The organism is Microbacterium sp. CCH5-D1 (assembly GCF_001557335.1).
Lineage (GTDB): Bacteria > Actinomycetota > Actinomycetes > Actinomycetales > Microbacteriaceae > Microbacterium > Microbacterium oxydans.
This window is the reverse complement of record NZ_LSJW01000175.1, coordinates 1-24925: the sequence shown is the minus strand read 5'-3', so window position 1 is coordinate 24925 and position 24925 is coordinate 1. Positions and strand designations below refer to the sequence as shown.

The 24925-nt window shown below is 67.5% G+C and carries 25 protein-coding genes; 2 read left to right on the top strand and 23 right to left on the bottom strand.

Annotated features, from left to right (window positions below; translation table 11 throughout):
* Nucleotides 1-2: 2 nt before the first annotated feature.
* The 7 genes from rplW to AX744_RS10765 form a co-directional block, all read right to left on the bottom strand.
* Nucleotides 3-326, bottom strand: coding sequence for a 50S ribosomal protein L23 (rplW, locus tag AX744_RS10795; protein ID WP_017829206.1), 324 nt, complete (start codon nt 324-326; stop codon nt 3-5).
* Nucleotides 323-985, bottom strand: a complete 663-nt coding sequence (gene rplD, locus AX744_RS10790) for a 50S ribosomal protein L4 (protein ID WP_021201122.1) — start codon at nt 983-985, stop codon at nt 323-325. Before rplD ends, rplW begins: the two co-directional genes overlap by 4 nt.
* A 2-nt stretch (nt 986-987) precedes the next feature.
* Nucleotides 988-1647 (bottom strand): 50S ribosomal protein L3, encoded by a 660-nt coding sequence (rplC, locus tag AX744_RS10785; RefSeq protein ID WP_021201123.1) that lies wholly within the window; start codon nt 1645-1647, stop codon nt 988-990.
* Nucleotides 1648-1655: 8 nt separating this feature from the next.
* On the bottom strand, nt 1656-1964 hold the full coding sequence (gene rpsJ, locus AX744_RS10780; RefSeq protein ID WP_017201594.1) for a 30S ribosomal protein S10: 309 nt from the start codon (nt 1962-1964) through the stop codon (nt 1656-1658).
* Nucleotides 1965-2809: 845 nt separating this feature from the next.
* Nucleotides 2810-3022, bottom strand: a complete 213-nt coding sequence (locus AX744_RS10775) for a hypothetical protein (protein WP_045264638.1) — start codon at nt 3020-3022, stop codon at nt 2810-2812.
* A gap of 33 nt (nt 3023-3055) precedes the next feature.
* Nucleotides 3056-4369: an O-antigen ligase family protein gene (locus AX744_RS10770; protein ID WP_061016847.1), complete on the bottom strand. Its 1314-nt coding sequence runs from the start codon at nt 4367-4369 to the stop codon at nt 3056-3058.
* A complete protein-coding gene (locus tag AX744_RS10765) occupies nt 4366-6177 on the bottom strand; it encodes a DUF4012 domain-containing protein (RefSeq protein ID WP_157543582.1) in 1812 nt (603 codons plus the stop codon). The genes AX744_RS10770 and AX744_RS10765 overlap by 4 nt, the downstream gene beginning before the upstream one ends.
* A gap of 91 nt (nt 6178-6268) precedes the next feature.
* Between AX744_RS10765 and AX744_RS10760 the strand changes: the two genes are divergently transcribed.
* Both AX744_RS10760 and AX744_RS10755 read left to right on the top strand, forming a co-directional pair.
* Entirely contained in the window at nt 6269-7522 is a 1254-nt protein-coding gene (locus tag AX744_RS10760) for a nucleotide sugar dehydrogenase (protein ID WP_061016855.1), read from the top strand.
* Complete coding sequence (locus AX744_RS10755; RefSeq protein WP_061016843.1) at nt 7519-8673, top strand: hypothetical protein; 1155 nt, start codon at nt 7519-7521, stop codon at nt 8671-8673. The genes AX744_RS10760 and AX744_RS10755 overlap by 4 nt, the downstream gene beginning before the upstream one ends.
* Here the strand turns inward: AX744_RS10755 and AX744_RS10750 are convergent.
* The 16 genes from AX744_RS10750 to AX744_RS21000 form a co-directional block, all read right to left on the bottom strand.
* A complete protein-coding gene (locus AX744_RS10750; RefSeq protein WP_061016841.1) occupies nt 8652-9674 on the bottom strand; it encodes a glycosyltransferase in 1023 nt (340 codons plus the stop codon). The genes AX744_RS10755 and AX744_RS10750 overlap by 22 nt on opposite strands.
* Nucleotides 9671-10999 carry an oligosaccharide repeat unit polymerase gene (locus AX744_RS10745; RefSeq protein ID WP_061016839.1) on the bottom strand — a complete coding sequence of 443 codons (1329 nt, stop codon included), beginning with the start codon at nt 10997-10999 and terminating at the stop codon, nt 9671-9673. Before AX744_RS10745 ends, AX744_RS10750 begins: the two co-directional genes overlap by 4 nt.
* Entirely contained in the window at nt 10996-12132 is a 1137-nt protein-coding gene (locus AX744_RS10740) for a glycosyltransferase family 4 protein (RefSeq protein WP_061016836.1), read from the bottom strand. The genes AX744_RS10745 and AX744_RS10740 overlap by 4 nt, the downstream gene beginning before the upstream one ends.
* Nucleotides 12129-13061, bottom strand: coding sequence for an NAD-dependent epimerase/dehydratase family protein (locus tag AX744_RS10735; RefSeq protein WP_061016835.1), 933 nt, complete (start codon nt 13059-13061; stop codon nt 12129-12131). The genes AX744_RS10740 and AX744_RS10735 overlap by 4 nt, the downstream gene beginning before the upstream one ends.
* Entirely contained in the window at nt 13058-13720 is a 663-nt protein-coding gene (locus AX744_RS10730; RefSeq protein WP_061016833.1) for a NeuD/PglB/VioB family sugar acetyltransferase, read from the bottom strand. Before AX744_RS10730 ends, AX744_RS10735 begins: the two co-directional genes overlap by 4 nt.
* Entirely contained in the window at nt 13713-14336 is a 624-nt protein-coding gene (locus tag AX744_RS10725) for a sugar transferase (RefSeq protein WP_061016832.1), read from the bottom strand. The genes AX744_RS10730 and AX744_RS10725 overlap by 8 nt, the downstream gene beginning before the upstream one ends.
* Nucleotides 14333-15469: a DegT/DnrJ/EryC1/StrS family aminotransferase gene (locus AX744_RS10720; protein ID WP_061016830.1), complete on the bottom strand. Its 1137-nt coding sequence runs from the start codon at nt 15467-15469 to the stop codon at nt 14333-14335. Before AX744_RS10720 ends, AX744_RS10725 begins: the two co-directional genes overlap by 4 nt.
* Nucleotides 15466-17274 (bottom strand): polysaccharide biosynthesis protein, encoded by a 1809-nt coding sequence (locus AX744_RS10715; RefSeq protein WP_061016828.1) that lies wholly within the window; start codon nt 17272-17274, stop codon nt 15466-15468. The genes AX744_RS10720 and AX744_RS10715 overlap by 4 nt, the downstream gene beginning before the upstream one ends.
* A complete protein-coding gene (locus AX744_RS10710) occupies nt 17271-17858 on the bottom strand; it encodes a hypothetical protein (protein ID WP_061016826.1) in 588 nt (195 codons plus the stop codon). Before AX744_RS10710 ends, AX744_RS10715 begins: the two co-directional genes overlap by 4 nt.
* Nucleotides 17859-18113: 255 nt before the next feature.
* A complete protein-coding gene (gene tuf, locus AX744_RS10705; protein WP_046747810.1) occupies nt 18114-19304 on the bottom strand; it encodes an elongation factor Tu in 1191 nt (396 codons plus the stop codon).
* Nucleotides 19305-19472: 168 nt separating this feature from the next.
* Nucleotides 19473-21587 (bottom strand): elongation factor G, encoded by a 2115-nt coding sequence (gene fusA, locus AX744_RS10700; protein WP_046747809.1) that lies wholly within the window; start codon nt 21585-21587, stop codon nt 19473-19475.
* 87 nt (nt 21588-21674) lie between these two features.
* Nucleotides 21675-22145 (bottom strand): 30S ribosomal protein S7, encoded by a 471-nt coding sequence (gene rpsG, locus AX744_RS10695; RefSeq protein WP_017201608.1) that lies wholly within the window; start codon nt 22143-22145, stop codon nt 21675-21677.
* A gap of 5 nt (nt 22146-22150) precedes the next feature.
* Nucleotides 22151-22519 (bottom strand): 30S ribosomal protein S12, encoded by a 369-nt coding sequence (gene rpsL / locus AX744_RS10690; protein ID WP_017201609.1) that lies wholly within the window; start codon nt 22517-22519, stop codon nt 22151-22153.
* Between the two features lie 217 nt (nt 22520-22736).
* Complete coding sequence (locus AX744_RS10685; RefSeq protein WP_061016824.1) at nt 22737-23384, bottom strand: hypothetical protein; 648 nt, start codon at nt 23382-23384, stop codon at nt 22737-22739.
* An 81-nt stretch (nt 23385-23465) separates the two neighbouring features.
* On the bottom strand, nt 23466-23900 hold the full coding sequence (locus AX744_RS10680) for a hypothetical protein (protein ID WP_061016822.1): 435 nt from the start codon (nt 23898-23900) through the stop codon (nt 23466-23468).
* A 65-nt stretch (nt 23901-23965) separates the two neighbouring features.
* On the bottom strand, nt 23966-24925 hold a 960-nt coding region (locus AX744_RS21000), incomplete at its 5' end, for a hypothetical protein (protein WP_061016820.1).

Genomic DNA, 24925 nt, shown 5'->3' with positions numbered 1-24925 from the left:
GATCAGCCGATTGCCGTGAAGATGTCGATGGTGCCCGACTTCAGGGTGACGATGGCGCGCTTGGTGTCCTTGCGCTTGCCGGTGCCGAAGCGGGTGCGACGAGCCTTGCCGACGCGGTTGAGGGTGTTGACCCCTGCGACCTTGACGCCGAAGATCTTCTCGATGGCGAGCTTGATCTCGGTCTTCGAAGCGCGCGGGTCGACGAGGAAGGTGTACTTGCCTTCATCGATGAGACCGTAGCTCTTCTCGGACACGACCGGCTTCAGGATGATGTCGCGCGGGTCCTTGTTCAGGGCCGTCTGGAGAACAGATGCCTGCTCGCTCATGCGGAGACCTCCTGGTTGGCGCCGGACTTGGAGGCGATGAAGCCCTCGAGCGCGGCCTGGGTGAAGACGATGTCGTCGGAGACGAGCACGTCGTATGCGTTGAGCTGGTCGAACGTCAGCACGTGCAGGTTCGACAGGTTGCGGATGCTCTTCAGCGTCACGTCGTCGTTGCGCTCGATCACGACGAGCACGTTCTTCGACGAGACGACGTTGGTGAGGAAGTTCACCGCGGTCTTGGTCGAAGGCGTGCCGTCGATCCCGAAGGACTCGATGGCGTGGATGCGGTCACCGCGGAAGCGGTCGCTGAGCGCGCCCAGCAGGGCGGCGGCGATCATCTTCTTGGGGGTGCGCTGCGAGTAGTCGCGCGGCTTGGGGCCGTGCACGATGCCACCACCGGTCATGTGCGGCGCGCGGATGGAACCCTGACGGGCGTTACCCGTGCCCTTCTGCTTGAAGGGCTTGCGGCCGGCACCGGAGACCTCGCCACGACGCTTGGTCGAGTGCGTGCCCTGGCGAGCCGCCGCGAGCTGCGCGACGACGACCTGGTGGATGAGCGGGATGTTCGTCTTGGCGTCGAACAGCGCGGCGGGAAGCTCGATCGAGCCTGCCTTCTTGCCGTCTGCCTTGAGGACGTCGAGCGCGAGAGTGGAGTCAGCCATGATCAGGCACCCTTCACTGCGTTGCGGACATAGACGATGCGGCCACGAGCACCGGGGACGGCGCCCTTGACGAGCATGAGTCCCTTCTCGATGTCGATGGAGTGCACCGTGAGGTTGAGGACGGTCACGCGCTCGCCACCCATACGGCCGGCCATGCGCATGCCCTTGAAGACGCGGCTCGGGGTCGACGATGCGCCGATGGAGCCGGGCTTGCGGTGGTTGCGGTGCGAACCGTGCGAAGCCGAGACACCCTTGAAGTTGTGACGCTTCATGACACCGGCGAAGCCCTTGCCCTTGCTCGTGCCGACGACGTCGACGAGCTGGCCGGCCTCGAAGGTGCCGTCGACCGTGAGCTCCTGGCCCAGGTTGTAGTCGCCGGCATCCGCGGTGCGGATCTCGGTGACGTGACGACGCGGCGTGACGCCTGCTGCCTCGAAGTGGGCGGAGAGCGGCTTGTTCACCTTGCGGGGGTCGATCTGGCCGTACGCGATCTGCACGGCGTTGTAGCCGTCCTTCTCGGGCGTGCGGACCTGGGTGACCACGTTGGGTGCCAGCTCGATGACGGTGACGGGAACGAGCTTGCCGCTCTCGTTCCACACCTGGGTCATGCCGAGCTTCGTGCCCAGCATGCCCTTGGAAACCTTGGAGTTGATGTCAGCCATGTCGAACCTCAGAGCTTGATCTCGATGTTGACATCGGCCGGCAGGTCGAGACGCATCAGCGAGTCGACGGCCTTGGGCGTCGGGTCGACGATGTCGATCAGACGCTTGTGGGTGCGCATCTCGAAGTGCTCGCGGCTGTCCTTGTACTTGTGCGGCGACCGGATGACGCACACGACGTTCTTCTCGGTCGGAAGGGGCACGGGGCCGACGACGGTTGCGCCCGCACGGGTCACGGTGTCGACGATCTTGCGTGCGGACGTGTCGATGACCTCGTGGTCATACGACTTCAGGCGAATGCGGATCTTCTGTCCCGCCATTGTCTGCTCTCTCTCTTTAAGCGTCTTACCGTCCGGGACCGGGTGGCCCTGGGGCATTGGACGCACGTCGGCGCTGTTCGCGCCTCGGCACGAGAACGGCTCTTGCGAGTCGATCTGCTGCACCACTGTTCTTCTGTCAGCCGGACGCCGTGAAGCGACCGGATGCCGACCTTCCGCCGCGCACGGCAGAACCCTTCATGTAGAGGGGTGTCGGGGTTGTGTTCTGCTACCCGCGGCCTAGAACCCTGCACCGTCCCGGAGGAGGCACCGTCTATGCACTGCCCTGGCAGTGATCCATCGCGCGCACAGCGGCGACGGAATATCGAACCTGTCTATTCTGCCACGGCTGATTTCACTTGCGCAAACCCGGGCGTGTCGCGCTCCTCCGGCAGTCCCGGTGACGCGTCGGAGACGACTCAGATCCCAGGAGATAGCGGGGCGAGGCATCCCCATGCCTCGCCCCGCTTGGGGAGGGCGTTCAGTGCGAGGGGGCACACCGAACGCGAGTAGCCCGGCGTGAAGGGACGCCGAACTCCTCGACCGAGGGCGCGGCGGAAGACCCGCCGCGCAGGCAGGGAGACGCTCAGGCGCCGTGACGGCGCGCGTCGCACGATGATCCCCAAGATCGCATTTCCCCAGTTTCGTACGCGGAAGTCCGCGTGCTTCGGGAAACCGAACCCCTTCGGCTCCCCGACCGCAAGATCCCCAGGCGGTCTCGACGATCCTACTGGATACATCTGTGGATGCGCCACATCCGACGACATTCCGAAGCCGAAGCCGCTGGACAGGAACAGAAGAGCGGCGACCCACCGGAGTGGATCGCCGCTCAGATGCGGTGCTGAGTGCTACTCGTTGCCGACGGCCTTGTCGGCGCTGTCGCGGATCTCGTCGATCTTGTCTGCGGCGCCGGGAGCGATCTTCTTGGCGAAGTCGGCCACGCCGTCGAGCACCTTGTCGCTGATGTCCTCGGCCTGCTCGCTCTTGACCGCCTCGGCGATCTTGTCCTTGTTCTGCTCGTACAGGTCCTTGCCCTTGTTGACGGCGTCCTCGATACCCATGATTCCCCTTCGGAGGCGGTGTGCGATGTGCGTCTAGTCTGCACGAACCGCCGCGCTATCACCAGATGTCTCGGCGCGTGGCCGGACGTCCGGGGAGGGCCAGAAAGCCGTGACCGCGCCGACGAGGAGAAAGACGGCCCAGAAGTGTCCCGGCGCCTGCAGGAGCGGGTTGAGCGCGTTCGCCGCGAGCACCGCCAGCGCGGCTGCGGCCGTCGTGAACACAGCCGGCCGTGCCTCCACCCGGCGAGTCACGACACGGACCGCAGCCCACGCGACGAGCACCACGCTCGCTGCCAGCAGCAGAGCTCCGACGACGCCGACCTGGAAGAGCAGCATGTTGTACTGCATCTCGAAGTTCCAGGGACGTGCTTCGCTGCGCGCATAACCCGGGATGACCGCACCGATGCCATGGCCGAACACCGGGGATTCCAAGAACCCCGCCCAGAGACGCTCCGTCTGCTCGATCCGCAGATCCTCGTCAGCAGTGCCGCCTCTGCCCGTCAGCAGCGCGAGAACACCCGCGCTCATGCGCTGTCCGGTCGGCGTGATCAGCAGGGCGACGGCGGTCAGCACCGCTGCCCCGCCCACGACAATCAGCGCGTGGACGTGGCGCCGAGTGAACCACGCACGGCCGACCACCGCGAGATAGGCGACGAAGATCAGAACCGGCACCAGCAGCCCGAGGGCGAGGGCTGCCCTCCGCGTGCTGACGACCGCAGCCAGGGTCGCGAGGACAGCTGCAGCGATCATGAGCTTTCGAGAGGGAAGCGCACGGCCCTGGAAGAACATCCCCACGATCCAGAGCGGAGCCACGGCGATCAGCGATGACGCTCCGTAGACGCCCACGATCACGTTCGGCCATGCGCCGGAGACGTCGGCATCGACGAGGACCTTGATCCACACCGCGGGCTCGAGCCCCACCGCACCCATCGTCCACAGCACCAGCACGGTGCCAGCCAGGACGGCGGTCGCCCACGCGGCGAAGCGCAGGAAGAGACCGAGCACACGCTCGTCCATCTGGCTGGCCCATGCCCAGAAGAGAACGGGGGCAGCCACCCAGCTGATGAGCGAGTGCGCGAAACCGGGGTTGCCAGCACCGCCGATCACGCCGATGAGAATCGCGCCGACAGCGCAACCCGCCGCCGCCAGGAGAAGCGGAGGAAGCCGACGAGGGTGGCGCGCGATTCTCCATACGCACCACATCCCGAGCAGCAGGAGCAGAGAAACGAGGACCGCGTTGTGCCCCACGGGCAGGACGATCAGGTAGGCGAGGATCGCCGCGGCCAGCACGTCCGCCGCCGTGTCGAGAGTCTGCAGAAACGGGCGCGCGCCCGTGGCGTCGGTCACTGGCAGGTGACGGCGTCCTGCGTGAGGACCGTCGGAGTGACGACCGGGGTGCTGTCGAGCTCGATCTTCGTGGGGGCGTCGGAGTCGGCGACGAACTCGTAGGTGAGCGTCCTGCTCTCCTGCGGCGCCAGCGTCAACCGCATCGTTCCGACGGTGAACTCCTGGTCCTTGCGCACCTCCGACTGCGCGAGCTCGGCGTCTGCCCTCTGCCCGACCGGCGAGTATCCCGGAGGGGCGAAGGCGAGGGTCTCCACCTGCATCGATCCCTTCGGCGTCTCGATCCCGACGCCGGTGACGTACTCGGGAAGCCCTCGCACCGAAGCGGGATCGACGGTGTTGGCAAGCGTCACCGTCACGAACACGTGACGGCGTCCGTCGGCGGCGCAGATCGGCTGACTCACGTCGATCGACTGGGTCATGTACCGCTGCATCTTCCCGGGCGTCCAGTCGATGAAGTAGACGCCGAACGCCTCCGTGCCTTCCGCCGCCCTCGGCCCGCGACGATCGAGGTCCGTGCCGGCGATGAGCTGCTGCTCCGACTCGCGGGCGCTCCAGATCGCGATCCGGCCCTCCTTCGCTGCGAGCCCGAGCACAGAGGACAGCTTGGCGAAATCGACCTGACCGCCCATCAGCTTCTGCAGTGTCAGCCCAGCGAAGACCTGGTTGATCATGTCGACCTCTGCGGGCTCGTACGTCTTGTAGAGGTCGCCGAGCAGCATCGCCACCGCGTTGGAGTTCGAGATCTCCGGACCGCCGGGGATAGCGACCGGCCCGGTCGCGACCAGGAGGTAGCTCAGGGCGACCGTATCGAGGGAGACGACCGCGTCGACCTCGACGCCCTTGGCCTCACGCCACATGTCGCGTGCGATCTCGAACGTCCTGTCGAAACGGGGCGAGCGGGTGAGCGCCTGAACGTAGCTGCCGAACAGCGAGCCGTACAGGTCGGTCTCCTCCTGCGTCACTCCCCCGACCGGTGGACGGAAGTTCGGGAAGTCGCGACCGGAAGCCGACGACTGGTTCACGATCGAGATGGCGCCGTTGTCGATGTGCACCTGGGCCATGGAGCCGATCGTGCCGCCACCGGACATCACCTCTCCATTGTTCTGGAAGATGACCAGCACGTCGCGGGGTCCCCCCTCTCCCAGCATCTCGGGGAGGGCTTCGACAAGCGGCATGACGCCGGCGAGTGTGCTCGCAGCCGGCTTCAGAACCTTCTCGATGCGTTCCACACCGGATGCCACGGGCCCGAGGAGCGCGTCATGATCGACGCCCGCCAGCATCGATGAGGCAGCGCGCACGGCCTGGTCGGCCGACCGCGCGATGTCCCCGATGCCGTGGATCGCCTGGAGGTCGAGCCCGCCGTCGGAAGGACGAAGTGCTGCGATGTCGATCCCCGAAGCGGGAAGGAGCGCCTTAGTGGCCAGCTCGTCGACGGCCGCGGTCGCCATGCGGACGCCATGGAGGTTGGGGCCGATCACCGGCACCCACTCCAGCGATTCCCAGAGGAATCCGCTGGTCTGCTCGTGCGCGGAAGCGGCGGTCTTCGTCAGCTCCTCCGCCGCGGCCTGCGCGCCCGCAGTGTCGCCGGAGGCGATCAGCCCGGGGATGCTCTGGGCCAGCGGCACCGAAGCCTCGAGCTTGTCCTTGGCGTCGAGCGCCTTCGGAATGAGGATCGCCGCGATCACGGCGACGGCGATGAGCAGTGCGAGCACGACGCCCACCACCCACAGGATGATCCGGGTGCGGCGACTCTTTCGACGCTGCTGCTCGTTCTGGGCTCGACGCGCGCGTCTGGAGTCTCGGGTCACCGCAATATACTACCGAGGTGGACCTGAGCAGCGTCGCAGACCGCGACGCACGCCCATGGCGGGGGTTCGCCCACACCATGGAGGAGTGCACGTGAAAGCTGTCATCGTCGGTCAGGGATATGTCGGGCTTCCGGTAGCCATGCGCGCCGTGCAGGTGGGCATGACCGTCGTCGGACTCGATGTCGACAGCGTGCGGATCGCCGCTCTGCACGCCGGTGAGTCGTACGTCGATGACATCTCGTCGGAGCAGCTGAAGGAGGCGATCGCTTCCGGTCGCTATCTCGCGTCCTCCGACTACGACGACACCGAGGGCTTCGACGTCGCGGTGATCACGGTCCCCACCCCGCTCCGCGAGGGCCTCCCCGACATCTCCTACATCGAGTCGGCGGGAGCATCGTTGGCGACCCGACTCACCCGCGGGGCGACGGTCGTGCTCGAGTCCACGACCTACCCGGGCACGACAGAGGAGATCCTCGTCCCCCTCCTCGAGGCCGGCTCCGGGCTCCGGGCAGGACAGGACTTCGCCGTCGGATACAGCCCGGAGCGGATCGACCCGGGCAACCCCACGTGGGGCTTCGTCAACACACCGAAGGTCGTCTCCGGCATCGACGAGCAGTCACTCGGCAAGGTGAAGGCCTTCTACGACCTCCTCGTGGACCGGACGGTGAGCGTGACCACGCCCAAGGAGGCCGAGCTCACCAAGCTTCTCGAGAACACGTTCCGCCACGTCAACATCGCCCTGGTGAACGAACTCGCCGTGTTCGCGCACGAGCTGGGCGTCGACATCTGGGAATCGATCGATGCCGCGGCGACCAAGCCGTTCGGGTACATGAAGTTCACCCCTGGCCCCGGTGTCGGCGGCCACTGCCTTCCCGTGGATCCGAGCTACCTCTCGTGGCAGGTGCGGCGCAAGCTCGGACGCAGCTTCCGCTTCGTCGAGTTGGCGAACGATGTCAACGACCACATGCCGGACTACGTCGCCCAGCGTTCCATGGAACTGCTCAACGAAGACCGGCGCTCGCTGAACGGGTCGACGATCCTGCTGGTCGGACTCGCGTACAAACGCGACACCGCCGACATCCGCGAGTCCCCCTCGCTGCGCCTCATCGAGCTGCTCACCTCCTTCGGCGCGTCCATCCGCGGCGCGGACCGCCACGTCGAGTCGCACCGGTGGCCGGCCGCCGTCGAGCGTGTGGAGCTCTCCGCTGCGGAAGTGGAGGCCGCGGATCTGGTCATCCTGGTGACCGACCACTCCGACTTCGACCTGACGCTGCTGCATGAGTCCCCGACGCCGGTGCTCGACACCAAGGGCCGGCTCACAGGACCCAGGGTCGTTCGTTTGTGAGCTCGCTGCGCCTGATCCTCACGTCCTCGGCTGCCGCGGTCGCGACACTCTCCGTTCAGGTCCTCGGCCTCATCACCCTCGCCCCCACGGACTTCGGGCTCTTCTCGATCGTCTATCTCGCCGGCGCCTTCGCGCTGTCGCTCGCACTCTCCCTCATCTGCGAGGCGGCGACCCGTTCACGCCAGGACGTCCCCACCTCCTGGCCGGACTTCAGCGGTGCGTCGACGGAGTTCGCCCTGATCTTCGCCGCCGTCTCCGCACTCGTCGTCTCCCTGACGAACTCGCCCCTGACGCCGTACTGGTGGCTGATCGCGCTCGCCATCGGCGGCAGCGCCTACCGCTCGACCGCACGGTTCTACGCGGTCGAGAACAGCGACACACGCGGGTCGGTCGTCGGTGACGCCATCGCCGCCATCGTCGCCGTCGTCCTCAGCGTCGTGACCCTCACCCTCCACAGCGGCGAGCTCTCCTGGGTCCTCGGCACCTGGGCGGCGTCGAGCGTCGTCGCCGCCGTGTTCTCGAGGTGGCCGGCTCTGAGTCGACCTGGCGTGCTCGTGCGCTGGACCCGTCAGCGCTGGACCGCCATCGCTCCCCTCGTGCGCGACTCCCTGATCATGGATGCTTCTTCGATCGGTACCCCCTACGCGCTGGCCCCGATCCTCGGAGTGGGCCCGTTCGGTGTCTACCGGGCCGTGTCGAACGTCGCCGCACCGGTGCGCCTGCTGCTGAATCCGATCCGGCCGCGCATCGCCCGACTGCGGATGTCTGCGTCGACCGTCGGCGCGGTCGTGGCCGGCGGTATCGTGCTCGGCGGTCTCGCCGCCGGGGTGCTGCTGCTGCTCGGCGAGACGTCCTGGCCGCTCGGCACTCTCCGGGACCTGATTCCGTTCGCCGCACCGACCGCGATCTTCGTCATGGCGAACATGGTGGGACACACCTTCTACATCGTGTCCCGGCTGCGGGCCTCACGACGCGGCCTGCTCGCGGCGCGGCTCGTCCAGACCGCGCTGGGCGTCGTCGGGCCGCTGGCGGGTGCTCTGCTGGGCGGGCTGAGCGGAGCGATCTGGGCATACGCCCTCTCCACCCTGCTGTCGTCGCTCTTCTGGCTGCTCGTCGCCCGCCGCGCGGATCAGCTGCCGGTCACCGCCTGACGCCAGACCGACTCCCACGCCGAGAAGCTGTAGTGATCCCGGACTGTGCGGTGACCAGCGGCTCCCCGCTCCCCGCGTCGCGTCGCGCTCTCCGAGAAGAAGCCGATGAGGGCGTCCGCCCAGTCGTCCGTGCTCTCGGGTGCGATGCCGTCACCTCTGCGCAGGATCTCGGCGTTCACCCCGACCGGGTCACCCATCATCGGAAGCCCGGCCGCGCCGTACTGCAGCAGCTTGTAGCCGCACTTGCCCCGCGACCAGGCGGAATCCGGTGTCGGCATCAGCCCGAGATCGGCGTCGGCGAGCACGGCACCGAAGGTCTGCGGCGACCACGCCACCCGGTCGACGATCGCGTCCAGCGGTCCGAGCTCCGCGTCCCCCGCGCTGACGACGGTGAGCCGCATGCCCGTCCGCTCATGCGCGTACAGCAGCGCAGACTCGATGTCGCGCAGATAGCGCTCCGTGGCGGGCGAGCCGATCCATATCGCGCGCGGCGTCTCCCCGATGTCGAAGCTCGTCTTGCGCGAGTAGTCCGCCGGATCCACGCAGCTCGGGATCACGGTCACGCGAGGGTTGATCCGACTCGCCGCCTCGGCGAGTGTGGCGTTTCCGGCGATGACGACGTCGGCCGCGCCGACCGCCGCTCGCCAGATCGCCGCCTTCGGGAACGGGCCCCGGCGGTCGAGGTGGAGGGCGTCGTCGAAATCATAGATCCCGACGCGCTCGCCACCCAGCAGACGCCTCTCCACACCGCCACGGCTCAGCGGACTCGCCTGCCGCGACACCAGCACTCGCGCGTCGCGCGGAGGCCTGCGACGCAGCTCCGCCTCGGCCGCGAGCAGCCGCCGAGGAGACTTCAGGAGAGACCGTCCGGAGTTGGTCGCACCGTGGAGATACGAGTGCGTGACCGCGGGCACCTCCAGCCTGTCGAGCCAGTCGAAGACGCGGACCCGTGCGCTTCCCGCACTGCGCCCGTAACTGGTGTACGTGTGCAGCGCCGTCATGATGCCGCCCGCCGGCGAGAGCCGATCACCCCGAGCACCACGATGATCGCGGCTGTGACGAGGTACAGCGTGTTGTTGGTCTTCTGCGCGAACGTGACCAGGAACAGCGTCGACACCAGCAGGGCCGAGAGCCACCATCGCACGGGCGACGCCCGCCGCGTGGAGTACAGGTAGGCCACGAGCGCACCGATCGCCGCCGCGCCGACGGCTGCGCCGACGACCCGCCAGTCCCGGTAGAACGGCTCCAGCCACGTGTACACGTTCGTCAGTGTGCCCACGTCGACGAACGGCGCCGAGGATTCCCAGGTGCGCAGCCCGGGGATCAGACCCAGGATGGGCTCGAAGAAGGCCGTTCCGAAGGTCTGCGGGTTGTAGTCGCCGTAGACGAGGCGAGGCCCGCCCACCGGGGGCCACGCGCCGTTGGTGGAATCCACGAGGGACAGGAACGCGGGCACGCCCGCGGTCAGGTAGATGAAGGGGCTGGAGAGTCCGGAGGCGCTCAGGGCAGGCGAGACGTTGCCGCCGACATCACCCGTCTTGCCGAGTGCACCGGCGAGCACCTGGAAAGCGAGAAGCGCTCCGACGCCGATGGCTGCGATCGACACCGCCATCACCCACGGCCGGCGGTACCACGCACGCTCAGCCCCGCCCCGCCAGGAGCGCGCGTAGAGGAGGAGAAGGGCAGCGATCGCGAGCAGAACCCCCGCGAAGAGGTTCGTCCGCTGCAGCAGGGCGAGCATCGAGGCGGCGAGCAGGACCGCGGCCGGCACGCGCCACCACCACGCGAGTCCGTTCCGGACCGACCCGGGGACGATGAGGATCGCCAGCAGAAGAGGTCCGACGTACATCAGCAGACGCGCCCACAGGGGCACCCCGGCGAGGTACGACTCGGCGGCGCCTCGGATCGTCTCGGGATGGAACCAGAAGGCGTCCCACCCGAAGCGCTGGAGGATGGTCCAGATGTACACCCCGAAACCCAGCGCGTAGGCGCCTGCGAGGATCAGCAGGACTCGCCGGCTGACGAGCGCATGGTCCCGCGGTGCCAGGTCGGCGCCGCGTGCCTTGCGGGCTGCGAGCGCGACACCTCCCCACGCCCCGACGGAGAAGAACGCGATACCGACCAGCAGCACGCCCCACGCGGCGATCGATGCACCGTGATAGGCGATGAGCCCCGACCCGATGAGGACCAGCGTCACCGCCCACACCGCGTTGTGCACGACCACGGGAAGGAACGCTCGTCGCGCGATGAACCAGGTCAGGACGGTCAGCCCGATGAGCACGGCGACGACGACGAGCGCGCCGACGCCGTTGGAGACGTCCGTCATCGCCGACCCCGCTCCATCTCACTCCGCAGGAAGTCGGACACCGATGCATGGACCGCGTCACGTCGGAAATGCTCGACCACGAAGTCGCGGGCGTTCGCGCCCAGGTCCGCCGCGAGATGCGGATCCTCGATCACCCGCTGCAGAGCATAGGCGAGCTGACCCGCGTCCCCCGCCGTCACCATGAGTCCGGTGCGCTCGGGGATCACGGAATCCACCGCTCCGGTCGCATCCGTCGTGACGACGGCGATCCCTGTCGCCCCGGCCTCCAGCACGACGTTGGGAAAACCCTCGCGCAGGGTCGGGAGGCAGAGGGCTCGCATCAGGGGATAGTACATCGATGTGTCCGGCACGGCTCCGAGCACGATCGGGGCGCGCCGCAGTCGCGAGAAGGAGTCCAACTCCGCACCGTCGACGCCGCCCACGATCAGCAGCTGGTACTCCGCTCCGCGGTCGTCCAGGAGGCGGCAGGCCTCGGCGAGGACCTCGAGGCCCTTGTCGTGGTTGAGTCTGCCGACGAAGCCGATGACGGGGACACCGGGCAGGAGGCCATCGACCTGCGCCGCCGTGTTGCCGGGGGCGAAGCGATCCACATCCACACCGTTGGAGCTGCCTCTGCCGCGCACGGTGATGCGTGCGGCCGGCGCGAGCCGCAGGGACACGACGCGCTGGCGGAGGCTCGGGCTCACGGCCAGCGTGGAGGTCGCGAGGCGGATCGTCAGACGCTCCATGATCGTCAGCACCCGCCGAGTCATCCCCGCTGCGGTCTCCAGCCGGAGCCCGCGCAGGTGATACACACGAGTGCGAACGCCGAGCAGTCGGGCGGCGGTGATGCCGAGCAGGCCTGCTTTCGGGGTGCCGACGAAGACGACGTCAGGTCGGAGGCGGCGGATCAGCCGCATCCAGTCACGAAGCCCGCGGACGTCCCCGACGATGTCGATCTCCCTGGCCATGGGAAGCGGGTGCACCGAGACGCCGGGAGACGATGCGAGCGCGTCGAGTCTCTCGCCGGGCGAGCTCGCGACGTGCACCTCCCATCCGTCAGCGATCAGCCGCTGCGGCAGCCCGGACAACAGGCCGATGGAGACGTCCGCCGTGACGCCGATCAGTATGCGAGCTGTCGCGGCCGGGGTCACGAGTCCTTGCTCCGGAACCACGCGACGGTCTTCGCGATCCCTTCCTCGAGCGGGACGGGCTGCACGTCGGGGAACAGCTCCCGCAGACGAACGCCGTCGGACTGGGAGGCACGTACATCGCCAGGACGCGGATCGACGTGCTCGACGCTCACCGTGCGGCCGGTCTGATCTTCGATGACGGTCACCAGCTCGCGCAGCGTGGTGTTGGTTCCGAACGCGAGATTCACGGGATGTCCCGACGTCACGCGGTCTCGGACGGCGACCATGAGCGCATGCGTCACCGTGTCGACGCTCGTGAAGTCCCGCGACTGCAGGCCGTCGCCGTGGATGGTGAGCGCGCGCCCGGCGAGGGCCGCGTCGACGAACCTCGGGATCACGGCGGCGTACACATGGTCGGCCGGCTGGTAGGGACCGTAGACGTTGAAGAAGCGGAACGCCAGGGTCGGAAGACCGTAGGAGTACTGGTAGGCCAGCACGTAGGCCTCTCCCCCGAGCTTGGTCGCCGCATACGGGCTCATCGGCCGCGTCCAGTCGAACTCCGACTTCGGCAGAGCGGGGTTGGCGCCGTACACGGAGCTCGAGGATGCCATCACCACGTAGGCGTTCTCGCGCCGGGCCGCTTCGAGCACGGTCAGCGTCCCCGTCAGGTTGGCGACGTGAGAGGCGACGGGGTCGTCGATGGACCGCGGGACGCTGCCGAGCGCGCCCAGGTGGACGACCGCGTCCGCGCCGACCGTGGCGGCGGCGACCGCTTCGGCATCGGCGACGGACCCGCGGTGCAGCGTGATCCGCGTTCCGGCGAGGTTGGATTCGCGTCCCGTGCTGAAGTCGTCCAGCACGTGGACATCGACATCGGACGCCTCGTCGTTGAACCGTCGCACGAGGTTCGAACCGATGAACCCGGCACCGCCGGTGATGACTACCTTCACGAGCTGTGACTCTTTCCTGTTGTTCTGTGGATACGAGCGGGCACTCCCACCAGTGTCACCCGTGCAGGGGCGTCCTTGGTCACGCACGCAGCCGCACCGACCGTGACGTCCGCACCGATGCTCAATCCCTGCAGCACCACCGATTTCGCGCCGATGAGCACGCGCTCTCCGATGCGCACGTCCCCCGACACCACCGATCCCGGATTCAAGGACACCGCATCCGCGAGGACGCTGTCATGGCCGACGATGGCTCCCGGATTCAGGTGAGCGTGTCGTCCGACCCGGACATTCGTCGACACCAGCACACCGGCGCACACGACCGTGCCGACGCCGATCGTCGTCAGGGACCCGATCGACGCGCCGGGGTGCACCAGCGTCTCCGCCCGGTCGCTTCCCACCCGCGCGGCGATGTGCGCGCGATGTTCGGGCGACCCCACCGCGATGACGAACGACGACGCCGGGTGCGCGGCGAGTGCCGCATCGATGGTGCCGAGATGGCGATGGCCCCGATCGGCCAGACGCTCCAGAGCGAGAGGGCTGGGGGCGTCGTCGGCGAAACCGAGCACGTCGAAGCGGGGCGACACCGCGTTCAGGGCTTCGACGACGTCCAGCGTCTCGCGCGCGAAGCCTCCGGCGCCGAGGATGATCAGCTCACGCATCGGCATCCTTCAGACCTCGGAACTCCGGCATCGTCGCGTGCCCGTCGGCGCTGACCCCGTCACGGCGCACCACGACGGCGACCGTGCGCCACAGGATCCAGAGGTCGAGCCTCATCGATCGTGTGTCGACGTACTTCACGTCGAGCTGCAACCGCTCATCCCAGTCGACGGTGTTCCGACCGCTCACCTGCGCCAACCCGGTGACCCCTGGTCGCACCTCATGCCGACGAGCCTGCACTGGCGTGTACCGGTCGAGGTAGGAGACGAGGAGAGGGCGTGGACCCACCAGGCTCATATCGCCGAGCAGCACGTTCCAGAAGGTCGGCAGCTCGTCGAGGCTGGTGCCGCGCAGCAGACGCCCGAACGCGGTCAGCCGCGCCGCGTCGTCGGCGGTGCCGACCGCAGGATCGGCGGGGCGCATGGTGCGGAACTTGTAGAGGGTGAAGACCTTCCCCTCGCGTCCCGGCCGCGGCTGCCGGAAGATCACCGGGTGACCGAGGTTCACCAGCACCAGCGCGGCCACGATGATCTGCAGGGGAAGGGAGAGGATCAGGACCACGGCGGCGACACCGAGGTCGAGCGTGCGTTTGGCCGCATCGAAGAAGACTCTGCTCATGCGCGCTCAGCCAGGAAACCGCGGATCAGGGTCTGCACACGCTCCATCTGCTCCTCGGACAGCGCCGACCCCGACGGCAGCGTGATGCCCACGCGGAAGAAGCGCTCCGAGACCCCGTTCACCGCGGCCGGGGCCTCGGCGAAGACGGGCTGCAGATGCATCGGCTTCCACAGCGGTCGGGATTCGACGTCATGAGAACCGAGGTGCGCGGAGAGCTCGGAGGCACTCCAGCCGGTGACGTCCTCGTCGACGAGCACGGCGGTGAGCCACGCGTTGTCCTCGGCATCGTGGTCTCCGCCGAACACCGAGACGCCGTCGATGTCCGCGAACAGCGCGCGGTACTCGTCGCGCCAGCGGTGACGTCGGCGGATCATGTCGTCGAGGCGGGACAGCTGTGCGCGACCGAGCGCGGCGAGGAGGTTGCTGAGCCGGTAGTTGTAGCCGATGTCGGTGTGCTCGTAGTGCGCGACCGGCTGTCGCGCCTGCGTCGCGAGATAGCGGACGCGATCTGCGATCTCCGCGTCATCGGTCACCAGCATGCCGCCGCCGGAGGTCGTCATGATCTTGTTGCCGTTGAAGGAGAAGACCGACGCGCGCCCGAAGCTGCCTGCGGGTCGGCCGCCGCGGCGGGCTCCGAGCGACTCGGCGGCATCGGCGAGCACCGGGATCCCGTACGCGTCGACGATCTGCTCGATCGCCTCGAGATCGGCGACCTTGCCGAGCAGGTCGACGGGGACGATCGCCTTCGGCGGTGTGCCCTTCGCCTCGAGTTCCGTGATGACCTCGCGGAGCAGGCCCACATCCATGTTGCCCGTCACCGGGTCCGCGTCGATGAAGTACGGCGTCGCGCCCGTGTAGGCGATCGCATTGGCGGTGGCAGCGAACGTGAAGCTCGACGTGACGACGATGTCGCCGGCACCGACCCCGAGCGCGAGAAGTCCGAGGTGGAGCCCTGCCGTCCCCGAGCTCAGCGCGACCGCGTGGCGCACTCCGACCCTGTCGCACATCTCGTGCTCGAAGGCGTCGACGTCCGGACCGAGCGGAGCGACCCATCCGGACCGCAGTGCGGCGACGATCGCCTTCTCCTCGAGCTCGCCGACATCGGGAGACGACATGTAGATCCGGTCGTTCATCGCGGGAGGTCTCCTTCTCGACCATGGGCGGACACGGCAGCCTCTGCGGGAACGAGCCGGCGCATCCAGCCGCCGAGGTCGAGCGCCTCCGGGCTGATGCTCCCGATCGACGTGTGCTGGATCTGGGGGTGGAAGGGTCGTTCGACGACCTCGTCTTCACCGACCAGTTCCTCGTGCAGCTTCTCGCCTGGGCGCAGACCGGTGTAGACGATCTCGATGTACTCGCCGGACATCGCGATCATGCGTTGCGCGATGTCGAGGATCTTCACCGGCTCACCCATGTCGAGGATGAGCACTTCGCCCGGCCGGCCGATGCTTCCGGCCTGGATCACCAGTTGGCACGCTTCGGAGATCGTCATGAAGTATCGAGTGACCTCCGGGTGGGTCACGGTCACGGGCCCGCCTGCCTCGATCAGGGTCCGGAACATGGGGAGCATGGAGCCCCTGCTGCCGATCACGTTGCCGAAGCGCACGGAGAGGTACCGCCGATGCGAGCTCTTCGCGGCCCACACCGTGAGCTTCTCCGCCACGCGCTTGGAGTGTCCGAGAACGCTCGAGGGGTTCGCCGCCTTGTCGGTGGAGATGTTCACGAACGTCTCGACATCGACATCGAGGGCGGCTTCGAGCACGTTCCGGGTGCCGAGCACGTTCGTCTTCCAGGCCTCTTCGGGATACTGCTCGAGCATGGGCAGATGTTTCAGCGCCGCAGCGTGGAAGACGACTTCGGGGCGATGACGACGGAAGATCTCGCGGAGCGATTCGACATCACGGATGTCGGCGAGGACGACATCCTCGGTGTCGAGAAGGCCGTGACCGGAGATGCTGAGCTGGCTTCCCTGCAGGCCGCTCTCGTCGCGGTCGAGCATGACGAGCACGTCCGGACCGAACTGCGAGAGCTGACGGCAGAGCTCGCCGCCGATCGACCCGCCGGCCCCCGTGACGAGCACACGCTTCCCCGTCACGTATCCCGCGATCGACTTGACATCGGTGTCGACGGGTTGACGGCCGATGAGGTCTTCGATGCTGACATCCCTCAGGTCCCGGATGCGGCTCGCGCCCTGCAGGACCTTGTCGAGTTCGGGGAGCACGAGCACGTTGAGACCGGCAGCGTTGCCCGCGTCGGTGACGCGACGCAGCAGTGCGGCGTCGGCGCGTCCTACCGCGATGATGAGCTCCGTCGCGCCGCTCAGCTCGACGGCAGCCCTCAGCTGAGCGAGCGTCCCGAGGACGGGAACCCCCTTGACCCGCAGGTTCCGCTTCTTGAGGTCATCGTCGATCAGACCGACGGGACTGAAGACCGGCTCCTTCGTCTCGTTGAGCATTCGGCTGATCAGCTGCTGGCCCACCCACCCGGCGCCGAACACCAGCACCTTGCGCGATCCTCCCGGAACGTCATCGCTCTTCCGGCTGAAGACGAGCGGCACGTAGCGGAAGACCAGCATCAGGACCAACGCGATCGCCGTCACGGAGAGGGCGGTTCGAAGGGCCTCCGCCGGCTGACGCATCCAGACGAGCAGCACGACCCCCATGAGGACACCCACGAGGAGCGCGGCTAGCCCCAGTGCGCGGACTTCCTCGATGGACCCGTACAGATAGCGCCCGCGATACAGGTGAAGGACGAACCCGGCAGCGAACTGCGCGGCGATGAGGCCCGCGACCACGATCAACGCGAACGGCCACACCGTCAGCGGGACAAGGAAGTCATAGCGCAGCAGCACCACCAGCAACGCGGCGATGGCCCACGCCACCGCGTCCGGGACCAACCGATTGACCGTACGGATACCCGTACCTTCTCCGATGCTCATTCGTTCCCTCCGTGTCGGTCAGCCGTCGCTCCGACCGTCGTGCGGCCCCCCATCACGAAGCGGAGACCGGCGTATGCGACGGCCAGCGCCAGGCCGATGAGTGCCCCCACCGGGAGCACGGTCACCGCGAGCGGCTGGACGGGCGCCACCGGCGTCACCGCTTCGAACGTCTCCGCGCTGACGCCGGATCCGGCCTGCTCCGCCGCGGACTCGGCGATCGCGGTCGCCATGGCCGCCGCCGTCCGAGGGTCCGTGTGCGAGACGGTCACCGCCGTGATCGAGGTCTCCGGACGCCACGTTGCGGAGACGCGGTCGGCGAGTTCGCTCCGCGATACGCCGAAGTCCTCGGCGATCGGGGCGAGGACGCTCTCCGAACGGGCGCGGACGGCAGCATTCGAAGCCACTGTGCGAGGGACGAAGGTCTCCCGGGTGTCGCCCGCGCTGAACACGATCTCCGCTTCCGCCTCATAGGTCGGAGGCGTGAAGACGAGCACCGCCGTCGAAGCGAGCACGCTCAGCAGGAAGACGGCCGTCATGCCCACCCATGCGCGTCTGAACGCGCCGAACCACTCCTCCGGCGACATGCTTCTCCTCTTCGAACCACATGGGCACGGAACGACTCTGTAATCCAGCATCCCAATACATCGGAGTCGGACGGTCAAAACACGCCAACAATCCCGATGTACGACGCTGCCGCTCCTGCGCGGTCTAGTCATTCTATTGGATGAAAAGTCGCACCCCATGCCGACATCGCCCGAGCCCGACGCCGTCGTGAGCGCCCGCTGCACGACAAAGGGGCCGGACCCGAAGGTCCGACCCCTTTGCGAGGAAGCAGGTGCTTACTTGATGATCTTCGTGACCGTACCGGCGCCGACGGTGCGTCCACCCTCACGGATGGCGAAGCCGAGGCCCTCCTCCATGGCGATCGGCTGGATCAGCTCGACCGTCATGTCGGTGGTGTCGCCGGGCATGACCATCTCGGTGCCCTCGGGCAGCGAGATGACGCCGGTGACGTCGGTGGTGCGGAAGTAGAACTGCGGGCGGTAGTTCGTGTAGAACGGGTTGTGACGCCCACCCTCGTCCTTGGACAGGATGTAAGCGGTGCCCTCGAAGTCGGTGTGCGGCGTGACCGAACCCGGCTTCACGATGACCTGGCCGCGCTCGACGTCCTCACGCTTGGTGCCGCGGAGCAGCAGACCACAGTTCTCGCCGGCCCAGGCCTCGTCGAGCTGCTTGTGGAACATCTCGATACCCGTGACCGTGGTCTTGACGGTCGGACGGAGTCCGACGATCTCGACCTCGGAGTTGATGGCCAGCGTGCCACGCTCGGCGCGACCCGTGACGACGGTGCCACGACCGGTGATCGTGAAGACGTCCTCGACGGGCATCAGGAACGGCTTGTCACGGTCACGCTCCGGGTCCGGAACGCTGTCGTCGACAGCCTGCATCAGGTCCAGGATCGCCTGGGTCCACTTCTCGTCGCCCTCGAGGGCCTTGAGAGCCGAGACGCGGACGACAGGAGCGTCCTCGTCGAAGCCCTGGCCTGCGAGCAGCTCGCGGACCTCGAGCTCGACGAGCTCCAGGATCTCCTCGTCGTCGACCATGTCGGACTTGTTCAGCGCGACCAGCAGGTACGGAACGCCGACCTGCTTGGCGAGCAGCACGTGCTCACGCGTCTGAGCCATCGGGCCGTCGGTGGCGGCGACCACGAGGATCGCGCCGTCCATCTGAGCCGCACCGGTGATCATGTTCTTGACGTAGTCGGCGTGGCCGGGAGCGTCAACGTGCGCGTAGTGGCGCTTGGGGGTCTCGTACTCGATGTGCGAGATGTTGATGGTGATTCCACGCTGGCGCTCTTCCGGCGCCGAGTCGATGGAAGCGAAGTCACGCTGCACGTTGGTGTCGGACGGGAACTTGTCAGCAAGCACCTTCGAGATCGCTGCGGAGAGCGTGGTCTTGCCGTGGTCGACGTGACCGATCGTTCCGATGTTGACGTGCGGCTTGGTCCGCTCGAACTTGGCCTTAGCCACTGGGTCCTCCTCAGGACGTCGTTGTAGAGGTGACCGGGCACTGGTTTGCGACCGGTTCTCTACGGGTTAGGTTCTCAGTTTAGTAGAGAGGGAATGTGAAGTTGTAGGTGACCTGGGAACCCCGGGTGCTTCGACAGGCTCAGCGACCCAGGGCTCCCAGAAGAGCGATTACTCGCCCTTGGTCTTCTGGACGATCTCGTCGGCCACAGCGCGGGGCACCTCAGCGTAGCTGTGGAACTCCATCGAGTAGACGGCACGGCCCGAGGTCTTCGAGCGCAGGTCGCCGATGTAGCCGAACATCTCGGACAGCGGGACCTGAGCGCGGACGACCTTGACGCCGGCAGCGTCTTCCATCGACTGGATCTGGCCACGACGCGAGTTCAGGTCGCCGATGACGTCGCCCATGTACTCCTCAGGAGTACGGACCTCGACGGCCATCAGCGGCTCGAGCAGCACGGGGTTGGCACGACGCGCGGCCTCCTTGAAGCCCATGGAGCCCGCGATCTTGAACGCCATCTCCGAGGAGTCGACGTCGTGGGCCGCACCGTCGACGATGGTCGCCTTGACGCCGACCATCGGGTAGCCCGCGAGCACACCGACGTTCATCGCGTCCTGGAAACCGGCGTCGATCGAGCCGATGTACTCACGAGGGATGCGACCACCGGTGACGGCGTTCACGAACTCGTAGGTCTTCTCGGAGTCGAGGTCGAGCGGCTCGATGGTGAACTGGATCTTGGCGAACTGTCCAGAACCACCGGTCTGCTTCTTGTGCGTGTAGTCGTGCTTCTCGACGGTCTTGCGGATCGTCTCGCGGTACGCCACCTGCGGCTTGCCGACGTTGGCCTCGACGTTGAACTCGCGCTTCATGCGGTCGACGAGGATGTCGAGGTGCAGCTCGCCCATGCCCTTGATGGTCGTCTGACCGGTCTCGGGGTTAAGCTCCGTGCGGAAGGTCGGGTCCTCTTCAGCGAGCTTCTGGATGGCGACACCCAGCTTCTCCTGGTCGGCCTTGGTCTTCGGCTCGATCGCGACCTCGATGACGGGCTCCGGGAACGTCATCGACTCGAGCACGACCGGCGCCGTCGGGTCGGTGAGGGTGTCACCCGTGGTGGTGTCCTTGAGGCCGATGACCGCGTAGATGTTGCCGGCGGTGACCGAGGGGACCGGGATCTCCTTGTTGGCGTGCATCTGGAAGATCTTCCCGATGCGCTCCTTCTTGTTCTTGGTCGAGTTGACGACGGCCGAACCGGAGTCGAGGTGGCCCGAGTAGACGCGCACGTAGGTGAGGCGACCGAAGAACGGGTGCACGGCGACCTTGAACGCGAGAGCTGCGAACGGGTCATTGGCGTCGGGGTGACGCTCGATGATCGTGTCGTAGTCCTTCGGGTCGTGCGCCTCGATCGAGCCCACGTCGAGCGGGTTCGGGAGGTAGTCGACGACCGCGTCGAGCATCGGCTGGACGCCGCGGTTCTTGAACGCGGAGCCGCAGAGCACCGGGTAGATCTCGCTCGCGACGGTCAGCTTGCGGATGGCGCCCTTGATCTCGGCGACCGTGAGCTCCTCGCCACCGAAGAACTTCTCCAGCAGCGCGTCGTCGGTCTCGGCGACGGTCTCGAGGAGCTGCTGACGGTACTCCGCCGCCTTCTCCTTGAGGTCTTCCGGGATCTCCTGGATCTCGTAGGAGGCGCCCATGGTGACGTCACCCTTGGAGTCTCCGGCCCAGACCAGTGCACGCATCTCGATCAGGTCGACGACGCCGATGAAGTCGCTCTCCGCGCCGATCGGCAGCTGGATCACGAGCGGCTTGGCGCCGAGGCGGTTGATGATGGTGTCGACCGTGAAGTAGAAGTCGGCGCCGAGCTTGTCCATCTTGTTGACGAAGCAGATGCGCGGGACGTTGTACTTGTCGGCCTGACGCCAGACGGTCTCGGACTGGGGCTCGACGCCCTCCTTGCCGTCGAACACGGCGACCGCACCGTCGAGCACGCGGAGCGAACGCTCCACCTCGACCGTGAAGTCCACGTGGCCGGGGGTGTCGATGATGTTGATCTGGTTCTTGTTCCAGTAGCAGGTCACGGCGGCAGACGTGATCGTGATGCCGCGCTCCTTCTCCTGCTCCATCCAGTCGGTGGTCGAGGCGCCGTCGTGCGTCTCGCCGAGCTTGTGGTTGACGCCCGTGTAGAACAGGATGCGCTCGGTCGTCGTGGTCTTGCCGGCATCGATGTGCGCCATGATGCCGATGTTGCGGACCTTGCTCAGGTCCGTGAGCACGTCTTGTGCCACAGGAGTGTCCTTATCTTTTGGAGCAGGTGTACTGCGAAGAGGGGGTGCCGGCCCCTCGGCGGGTGGCCGAGGGGCCGGCGGAGCTGTTTACCAGCGGTAGTGAGCGAACGCGCGGTTCGACTCGGCCATCTTGTGCGTGTCCTCGCGGCGCTTGACCGCGGCACCCAGGCCGTTCGACGCGTCGAGGATCTCGTTCTGCAGACGCTCGGTCATCGTCTTCTCACGACGGCCCTTCGCGTAGCTCACGAGCCAGCGCAGTGCGAGCGTGTTGGCGCGGTGAGGCTTGACCTCGACCGGCACCTGGTAGGTCGAGCCACCGACGCGGCGGCTGCGGACCTCGAGGGTCGGGCGCACGTTGTCGAGCGCCTTCTTCAGGGTGGCGACGGCGTCCTGACCGTTCTTCGCCTCGACACCGCGGAGGGCGCCGTAGACGATCGACTCGGCCAGCGACTTCTTGCCGTCGACGAGGATCTTGTTCACCAGCGAGGTGACGATCGGTGCGCCGTATACCGGGTCGTTGACGACGGGGCGCTTGGGGGCTGGTCCCTTACGAGGCATCTAACTCAACCCTTCTTCGCGCCGTAGCGGGAACGAGCCTGCTTACGGTTCTTGACTGCCTGGGTGTCCAGGGCGCCGCGGACGATCTTGTAACGCACACCGGGGAGGTCCTTGACACGACCGCCACGCACGAGCACGAGCGAGTGCTCCTGCAGGTTGTGGCCCTCACCGGGGATGTACGCGGTGACCTCGGTGCCGTTGCGGAGCTTCACACGAGCGACCTTGCGCATCGCCGAGTTCGGCTTCTTCGGCGTGGTGGTGTAGACGCGGGTGCAGACCCCGGCCTGCTGCGGGTTCGACTTGAGCGCCGGCGCCTTGGTCTTGGTGACCTTGGGCGAGCGACCCTTGCGAACCAACTGCTGAATGGTTGGCACGTTCTCTCCTCATAGTGCTGCACGGTGACAGCGTGATGGGTTTCACATCATGACCCACCGGCACGCCGGAACCGACGAGCTTTTGGTGTGATGGGTATGCCGTGGGGGCAGACCGACAGGTGCCGGCGCCCAGTGCGCACGCGGAGGCGTGCACACACCTGATCAAGTGTAATGCCGCGTAACGTAGCGGTCAAATGGGCGTGCCTGCGCTCGCACCTCAGGGCAGGTCGGGGTCGAACGGCGAGTCGAGCGATTCGGTCAGCTCGGCCAGCAGAGCCTCGATCTGCGGCTCGACGTGCTGCGAGACCGCGGCCTGGATCGAGATCCGGTGCCGCAGCAGGATGCCGCAGATCTCGCGGCCCACCAGGTTGGCGTACTCGTCGGCGAGTGCCACCTCCTGCCGGAGCGCGATCTTGGCCTCCTCCGTGAGCGGAGGCAGCGCGGGGAGCTCCGGGGCAGAGTCGTCCGCGAGCCCGGCGATGGTGAACAGGAACGGGGCGCCGGGAACCGGATCGGGATCGAGCGGGAGGCCGTCGAACTCGGGGTCGAGATCCTCCGCCGGGCGATAGCTGCGGGCACGGTTGCGCGCGGCCTGCTGGTCGAGTTCGCGCTGCAGCATCGGCAGGTTCCTCGCCGTGTACTCCGCGACGGCATGATCGACGATGGTCTTGATCCTGGTCGACAGCCCGTGCTGCACCCCGTGCGGCACGTTCGCCCCGATGCCGGCCGCCGAGAGGATCGGAGAGCCGAGACACCGACGACACGGCGCGACGCGACCGCGGTGGGTCGCCGGCTCCCAGCGCGGCACCCAGCGCAACCAGGCTTCGACGGCCTGGTCGACCTGCGTCTCCAACGAGCGCTCCACTCCACCAGCGTACGGCGCGTCGCCCCTCGCCGTCGCGATTTCCCCAGCCCGGCGGGGCGAAGACGGACGAGCGCCCGAAGGTCACTCCTCCTCTTCGCGCTCCCAGGGCCAGCGTGGATGCTCCGCACGGGTGCGCCGCAGGGCGATACCGCCCCACCCGGCGATCAGCGCAGCCAGCACGATGACAGCGCTCGTCCCGCCGCGCACCAGGTCTCCGGCGACCGCAGTCGCGAGCACGAGATCTCCGTCGCCGATGAGTACGGCGAACCAGACCACGACGAGGTGGGCGAGTCCCGCCGTCAGGGCGATCGCGACCGTCGCCACATAGGAGGGCTGCGACCGACGCAGCGTCGACCACAGGACGAGGGCGAAGGAGACGACGGCGGCGATCATCCCGGCCACTCCCGGCACCTGGCCCAGGTTCGGGACCGCGATGATGTCGGTGTCCGTGGCGACGCTCACCGCTCCGAGCCCGAAGACGGCGAGCGCGAAGAAGCCGATGGTGGCGAGGACCACCGCCAGGATGGCCGAAACCCCCGCGGACTCGGGTCCGCGGGGGTTCGGCGTGGTGGAGTTCGTGATTACCTCGCCAGCGTCGGGCCGGCTTCGAGCGTGCGCTCGTACTCGCGCTGCGCCTCGGCGTTCAGCTCGGTCTTGCGGGCGCCGCTGCGTGCGACCCACGCGCCGAACCAGATCGTGAGCTCGCGGGCGAACACGAATGCCGCGATCGCGAGCGGAGCGAGCAGCTGCTCGCCGACGAGGTCGAGGCCCTGGCTCGAGCTGAGCTTCCAGAACGGGGCTTCGAAGAGCTGCCCGAGGATGTGGCCGCCGTACGCGATGACGCCGACGATGAGACCGAAGACGACCCAGAGTCCCCAGCGACCGCGGTTGATGATCGCGCCGAGCAGCCAGAACCCGAGGAAGAACACGACGACGGGCGTCCAGAACCCCCAGGTGGACAGCGGGGCGACAGCACTCTGACCGATGTTCTCTCCGGTCACGTCACCGGCGATCGCGCCGAGACCGAGCCATGCACCGAGGTACAGGACCGCGAAGACGAGGGTGGCGAGAAGCCCGATGGCCCCTGCCGTGCCGCGGTTGCCCCGGTCACGGGGAGGCTCGGGAGCCTGGACGAAGATCGGCTGCGGCTGCGCTGCGGCCGCGACCACCAGCGGCTCCGAGGGGACGACACGCGTCTCGGCCTCATCGCCGTACTGGGCGTAGGCGGCTCCCGCCATGCCGGACTGCTCGTGACCGAAGGGCACGGGCTCGCCCACGACGGGCTCCGGGTAGAAGGAGGTGTTCTCGGCGTCGGCCTGAGCCCTGACCTCTTCGGCACGGTCGTACGACGCGGCGGAGGAAGCGGGGGTCACCGCGGGGGGCGGCGATGCGAAGGTTCCGGGGTGTTCGCGCTCGGCCGCTTCGAAAGCGGCGAGGTCGGGATCCACGGGTGCGGCGGCCGGCGTGACGTCGCCACCGTCTGCCACGGTCTCGCCGGAGCCGGGGACATCCGCACCTGCGGCCGCGGCGGCATCCAGACC

Bases quoted from the DNA above. Each gene is read 5' to 3' on its own strand.
- rplW (WP_017829206.1), bottom strand. From the start codon at position 326: ATGAGCGAGCAGGCATCTGTTCTCCAGACGGCCCTGAACAAGGACCCG.
- rplD (WP_021201122.1), bottom strand. From the start codon at position 985: ATGGCTGACTCCACTCTCGCGCTCGACGTCCTCAAGGCAGACGGCAAG.
- rplC (WP_021201123.1), bottom strand. From the start codon at position 1,647: ATGGCTGACATCAACTCCAAGGTTTCCAAGGGCATGCTGGGCACGAAG.
- rpsJ (WP_017201594.1), bottom strand. From the start codon at position 1,964: ATGGCGGGACAGAAGATCCGCATTCGCCTGAAGTCGTATGACCACGAG.
- AX744_RS10775 (WP_045264638.1), bottom strand. From the start codon at position 3,022: ATGGGTATCGAGGACGCCGTCAACAAGGGCAAGGACCTGTACGAGCAG.
- AX744_RS10750 (WP_061016841.1), bottom strand. From the start codon at position 9,674: ATGACGGCGCTGCACACGTACACCAGTTACGGGCGCAGTGCGGGAAGC.
- AX744_RS10745 (WP_061016839.1), bottom strand. From the start codon at position 10,999: ATGACGGACGTCTCCAACGGCGTCGGCGCGCTCGTCGTCGTCGCCGTG.
- AX744_RS10730 (WP_061016833.1), bottom strand. From the start codon at position 13,720: ATGCGTGAGCTGATCATCCTCGGCGCCGGAGGCTTCGCGCGCGAGACG.
- AX744_RS10725 (WP_061016832.1), bottom strand. From the start codon at position 14,336: ATGAGCAGAGTCTTCTTCGATGCGGCCAAACGCACGCTCGACCTCGGT.
- AX744_RS10720 (WP_061016830.1), bottom strand. From the start codon at position 15,469: ATGAACGACCGGATCTACATGTCGTCTCCCGATGTCGGCGAGCTCGAG.
- AX744_RS10715 (WP_061016828.1), bottom strand. From the start codon at position 17,274: ATGAGCATCGGAGAAGGTACGGGTATCCGTACGGTCAATCGGTTGGTC.
- AX744_RS10710 (WP_061016826.1), bottom strand. From the start codon at position 17,858: ATGTCGCCGGAGGAGTGGTTCGGCGCGTTCAGACGCGCATGGGTGGGC.
- rpsG (WP_017201608.1), bottom strand. From the start codon at position 22,145: ATGCCTCGTAAGGGACCAGCCCCCAAGCGCCCCGTCGTCAACGACCCG.